Annotated in this window: 3 rRNA genes; all 3 read left to right on the top strand. The window is 55.1% G+C overall.

The features are described 5' to 3' along the window. Positions 1–188 precede the first annotated feature (188 nt). A 16S ribosomal RNA gene (locus V9L18_RS21845) occupies positions 189–1,712 on the top strand. A 526-nt stretch (positions 1,713–2,238) separates the two neighbouring features. Further along, positions 2,239–5,363 (top strand): 23S ribosomal RNA (locus V9L18_RS21850). Positions 5,364–5,575: 212 nt separating this feature from the next. Continuing rightward, positions 5,576–5,692 (top strand): 5S ribosomal RNA (gene rrf, locus V9L18_RS21855). Together the 16S, 23S and 5S rRNA genes form the textbook arrangement of a ribosomal RNA operon. Position 5,693: the final 1 nt, after the last annotated feature.

Consider the following 5,693-nt stretch of genomic DNA (forward strand, 5'->3'; position numbering starts at 1 on the left):
TGTGTCTGTTGTTTGAGAACTCAATAGTGTGCCAAGTTTGTTGATACCAATTGTTTTTTGATTGGTTGTTTTGGCCAGATCGTGCCGCCCCTGTGGTGTGGTTTGGTTTTTACAGCTGGTTTCAAATTTTGCAGTGTGGTTGCCGCGTTTTCCCGTGGTGGCTGTGTTGTGTTCGTTTTTGTTTTACTTCAACGGAGAGTTTGATCCTGGCTCAGGATGAACGCTGGCGGCGTGCTTAACACATGCAAGTCGAACGATGATGCCAGCTTGCTGGTGGATTAGTGGCGAACGGGTGAGTAACACGTGAGTAACCTGCCCTTAACTCTGGGATAAGCCTGGGAAACTGGGTCTAATACCGGATATGACTCCTCATCGCATGGTGGGGGGTGGAAAGCTTTTTGTGGTTTTGGATGGACTCGCGGCCTATCAGCTTGTTGGTGAGGTAATGGCTCACCAAGGCGACGACGGGTAGCCGGCCTGAGAGGGTGACCGGCCACACTGGGACTGAGACACGGCCCAGACTCCTACGGGAGGCAGCAGTGGGGAATATTGCACAATGGGCGCAAGCCTGATGCAGCGACGCCGCGTGAGGGATGACGGCCTTCGGGTTGTAAACCTCTTTCAGTAGGGAAGAAGCGAAAGTGACGGTACCTGCAGAAGAAGCGCCGGCTAACTACGTGCCAGCAGCCGCGGTAATACGTAGGGCGCAAGCGTTATCCGGAATTATTGGGCGTAAAGAGCTCGTAGGCGGTTTGTCGCGTCTGCCGTGAAAGTCCGGGGCTCAACTCCGGATCTGCGGTGGGTACGGGCAGACTAGAGTGATGTAGGGGAGACTGGAATTCCTGGTGTAGCGGTGAAATGCGCAGATATCAGGAGGAACACCGATGGCGAAGGCAGGTCTCTGGGCATTAACTGACGCTGAGGAGCGAAAGCATGGGGAGCGAACAGGATTAGATACCCTGGTAGTCCATGCCGTAAACGTTGGGCACTAGGTGTGGGGGACATTCCACGTTTTCCGCGCCGTAGCTAACGCATTAAGTGCCCCGCCTGGGGAGTACGGCCGCAAGGCTAAAACTCAAAGGAATTGACGGGGGCCCGCACAAGCGGCGGAGCATGCGGATTAATTCGATGCAACGCGAAGAACCTTACCAAGGCTTGACATGGACCGGACCGCCGCAGAAATGTGGTTTCCCCTTTGGGGCCGGTTCACAGGTGGTGCATGGTTGTCGTCAGCTCGTGTCGTGAGATGTTGGGTTAAGTCCCGCAACGAGCGCAACCCTCGTTCTATGTTGCCAGCGCGTTATGGCGGGGACTCATAGGAGACTGCCGGGGTCAACTCGGAGGAAGGTGGGGACGACGTCAAATCATCATGCCCCTTATGTCTTGGGCTTCACGCATGCTACAATGGCCGGTACAAAGGGTTGCGATACTGTGAGGTGGAGCTAATCCCAAAAAGCCGGTCTCAGTTCGGATTGGGGTCTGCAACTCGACCCCATGAAGTCGGAGTCGCTAGTAATCGCAGATCAGCAACGCTGCGGTGAATACGTTCCCGGGCCTTGTACACACCGCCCGTCAAGTCACGAAAGTTGGTAACACCCGAAGCCGGTGGCCTAACCCCTTGTGGGAGGGAGCTGTCGAAGGTGGGACTGGCGATTGGGACTAAGTCGTAACAAGGTAGCCGTACCGGAAGGTGCGGCTGGATCACCTCCTTTCTAAGGAGCACCTACAGATCATTGCCGCGTGTATGCGTTGGTGGGGGTTTGTCAGGAGTATATGCCCGTTGCGCAGACGCTAGTTCTGCGGCGGGTGCTCAAGGGTGGAATATCAACGAATAGCGGCTGCCTGGTTTTTGTCCTGGTCTAGTACGGATGTCTCCCTTTGCGGGGGTGTTTTGGAACGTCGGGGCGGGGGTTGGGTGGTTTAGTGTTTGGCACACTGTTGGGTCCTGAGGCAACAGGGACCGGAGGGATTGGTTTTTTTCCGGTGTTTGTTTGTTTCTGGTTTCCTGGCTGCACCGATCGCACGGTTGACTCTTTTGGGGGTTGTGTGTGGGGTGTGTGGTACGGGGTTGTTGTTTGAGAACTACATAGTGGACGCGAGCATCTTTTATAAGAAGCAATTTCCAAGAATATGAACCTGGATCTGTCCGGGTGCTGGTGCTGTGGCCTTTCGGGGTTGTGGTGGTGGTGCCTGGGTGGTTTTCATGGTTCTCTCGTGAATTACTCCTTGATCTTTTGTGGTCAAGTTTTTAAGAGCACACGGTGGATGCCTTGGCATTAGGAGCCGAAGAAGGACGTAGGAATCTGCGATAAGCCTGGGGGAGTCGATAACCGGACTGTGATCCCAGGGTGTCCGAATGGGGAAACCCCGCCAGGGGCGCGAGTTGCCTGGTGACCCGCATCTGAACACATAGGGTGCGTGGAGGGAACGCGGGGAAGTGAAACATCTCAGTACCCGCAGGAAGAGAAAACAATAGTGATTCCGTCAGTAGTGGCGAGCGAACGCGGATCAGGCTAAACCGTTCCATGTGTGATAGCCGGCGGGCGTTGCATGGTCGGGGTTGTGGGACTTTCCGTACTGTCTCTGCCGGGACAGTGGGGTGTGATGTGCTGGCATAGGTGAACGGTCTTGAAAGGCCGGCCGTAGAGGGTGTGAGCCCCGTAACCGAAATGTTTAGTACCGCCTGGAGAGTATCCCAAGTAGCACGGGGCCCGAGAAATCCCGTGTGAATCTGTCAGGACCACCTGATAAGCCTAAATACTCCCTAATGACCGATAGCGGACCAGTACCGTGAGGGAAAGGTGAAAAGTACCCCGGGAGGGGAGTGAAACAGTACCTGAAACCGTGTGCTTACAATCCGTCGGAGCAGCCTTGTAGCTGTGACGGCGTGCCTTTTGAAGAATGAGCCTGCGAGTTAGTGTTACGTCGCGAGGTTAACCCGTGTGGGGAAGCCGTAGCGAAAGCGAGTCTGAATAGGGCGTTGCAGTGGCGTGATCTAGACCCGAAGCGAAGTGATCTACCCATGGCCAGGTTGAAGCGACGGTAAGACGTCGTGGAGGACCGAACCCACTTCAGTTGAAAATGGAGGGGATGAGCTGTGGGTAGGGGTGAAAGGCCAATCAAACTTCGTGATAGCTGGTTCTCCCCGAAATGCATTTAGGTGCAGCGTTGCGTGTTTCTTACCGGAGGTAGAGCTACTGGATGGCTAATGGGCCCTACAAGGTTACTGACGTCAGCCAAACTCCGAATGCCGGTAAGTGAGAGCGCAGCAGTGAGACTGTGGGGGATAAGCTTCATAGTCGAGAGGGAAACAGCCCAGACCACCAACTAAGGCCCCTAAGCGTGTGCTAAGTGGGAAAGGATGTGGAGTTGCGAAGACAACCAGGAGGTTGGCTTAGAAGCAGCCATCCTTAAAAGAGTGCGTAATAGCTCACTGGTCAAGTGATTCCGCGCCGACAATGTAGCGGGGCTCAAGTACACCGCCGAAGTTGTGGCATTCAGATATTAGCTAAGCCCTTGTGGTTCAGGCGTCTGGATGGGTAGGGGAGCGTCGTGTGGGCAGTGAAGTCGCGGTGTAAACCAGCGGTGGAGCCTACACGAGTGAGAATGCAGGCATGAGTAGCGAAAGACGGGTGAGAAACCCGTCCGCCGAATGATCAAGGGTTCCAGGGTCAAGCTAATCTGCCCTGGGTAAGTCGGGACCTAAGGCGAGGCCGACAGGCGTAGTCGATGGACAACGGGTTGATATTCCCGTACCGGCGAAAAACCGCCCATGCTGAACAGGGGATACTAACTGCCCGAGACCTGCCCGATCGCCCTTGTGGTGTGAGGGTTTTGGTGGAGCGCAGGACCTGATCCTGGGAGGCAAGCGTATTAACAGGTGTGACGCAGGAAGGTAGCCAAGCCGGGCGATGGTTGTCCCGGTCTAAGGATGTAGGGCGAACGGTAGGCAAATCCGCTGTTCATGATGCCTGAGATCTGATGGGACCCCCGTTTGGGGGGATTTGGTGATCCTATGCTGCCGAGAAAAGCATCGACGCGAGGTTTTAGCCGCCCGTACCCCAAACCGACACAGGTGATCAGGTAGAGAATACTAAGGCGATCGAGAGAATTATGGTTAAGGAACTCGGCAAAATGCCCCCGTAACTTCGGGAGAAGGGGGGCCCCAACCTTGATGGACACTTGCTGTCCGGAGGGGATCGGGGCCGCAGAGACCAGGGGGAAGCGACTGTTTACTAAAAACACAGGTCCGTGCGAAGTCGCAAGACGATGTATACGGACTGACTCCTGCCCGGTGCTGGAAGGTTAAGAGGACCGGTTAGCCGCAAGGCGAAGCTGAGAATTTAAGCCCCAGTAAACGGCGGTGGTAACTATAACCATCCTAAGGTAGCGAAATTCCTTGTCGGGTAAGTTCCGACCTGCACGAATGGAGTAACGACTTCCCCGCTGTCTCAACCATAAACTCGGCGAAATTGCAGTACGAGTAAAGATGCTCGTTACGCGCAGCAGGACGGAAAGACCCCGAGACCTTTACTATAGTTTGGTATTGGTGTTCGGAGTGGCTTGTGTAGGATAGGTGGGAGACGTTGAAACCCGGACGCCAGTTCGGGTGGAGTCATCGTTGAAATACCACTCTGGTCACTTTGGACATCTAACTTCGGCCCGTAATCCGGGTCAGGGACAGTGCCTGATGGGTAGTTTAACTGGGGCGGTTGCCTCCTAAAAAGTAACGGAGGCGCCCAAAGGTTCCCTCAGCCTGGTTGGCAATCAGGTGTCGAGTGTAAGTGCACAAGGGAGCTTGACTGTGAGAGAGACATCTCGAGCAGGGACGAAAGTCGGGACTAGTGATCCGGCGGTACATTGTGGAATGGCCGTCGCTCAACGGATAAAAGGTACCTCGGGGATAACAGGCTGATCTTGCCCAAGAGTCCATATCGACGGCATGGTTTGGCACCTCGATGTCGGCTCGTCGCATCCTGGGGCTGGAGTAGGTCCCAAGGGTTGGGCTGTTCGCCCATTAAAGCGGTACGCGAGCTGGGTTTAGAACGTCGTGAGACAGTTCGGTCCCTATCCGCTGCGCGCGCAGGAAATTTGAGAAGGGCTGTCCTTAGTACGAGAGGACCGGGACGGACGAACCTCTGGTGTGTCAGTTGTACTGCCAAGTGCACCGCTGATTAGCTACGTTCGGATGGGATAACCGCTGAAAGCATCTAAGCGGGAAGCTCGCTTCGAGATGAGATTTCCATACACCTTGTGTGTGAGAGGCCCCCAGCCAGACCACTGGGTTGATAGGCCGGATGTGGAAGCGAGGACTAACGACTCGTGAAGCTGACCGGTACTAATAGGCCGATAACTTACACCACACACCCCTTCCGTGAACGGCATTCAAAAGACGTTCACACCAGGAAAGGGTAAAAAGAAACAAGACTGCTTGCGTCCACTATGTGGTTCCCAAACAACAAACCCGTTGCTTGAGAACACAACTGAATAACAACACCACAGTTCCCTAACAGGAACAGTTGTAACCAGACTTCCCACCCCCCGGCACACACCGGGCAGGGTCGGGTAACAGGGTTACGGCGGTCATAGCGTGGGGGAAACGCCCGGTCCCATTCCGAACCCGGAAGCTAAGACCCACAGCGCCGATGGTACTGCACCCGGGAGGGTGTGGGAGAGTAGGTCACCGCCGGACA

This window comes from Pseudarthrobacter sp. CCNWLW217, from assembly GCF_037203985.1.
Lineage (GTDB): Bacteria > Actinomycetota > Actinomycetes > Actinomycetales > Micrococcaceae > Arthrobacter.